At 56.7% G+C, this 365-nt stretch carries 1 protein-coding gene; it reads left to right on the top strand.

Translation table 11 applies throughout. The features are described from left to right. Nucleotides 1–365 (top strand): immunoglobulin-like domain-containing protein (locus G5S52_RS23555; protein WP_165018901.1); only part of this gene is annotated, 365 nt, incomplete at both ends.

A 365-nucleotide genomic window follows, 5' to 3' on the forward strand; every position in this document is an offset into this window, starting at 1 on the left:
ACCACCATCAATGACGGCACCACCACGGATGCGCCAACCCTGACCCTGACGGGCGATGCCTCAGTGAATGAAGGCGAAGCGGCCAGTTACACCTTGACGCTCAGCGAAGCGCCAACGGCTGACTTTACTGTCACCGTGGTGATTGGCCATAAGACCACTGAAGACGGTGATGTCACCCCAGTGACCCGCGATGTGGTGATCGCCGCTGGCACTACGTCTATCGACTTTACGGTTGATACCCTGGATGACAGCCTGAATGAATCGGCGGATGATGATGTATTTATCGTCTCTGTCGACACTACCGCTGGCGGTGATTTCGAGGCGCAGCCAACCGCACCAGCCGCTGTCGAAACCACCATCAATGA

The organism is Grimontia sedimenti (assembly GCF_011045095.1).
Lineage (GTDB): Bacteria > Pseudomonadota > Gammaproteobacteria > Enterobacterales > Vibrionaceae > Enterovibrio > Enterovibrio sedimenti.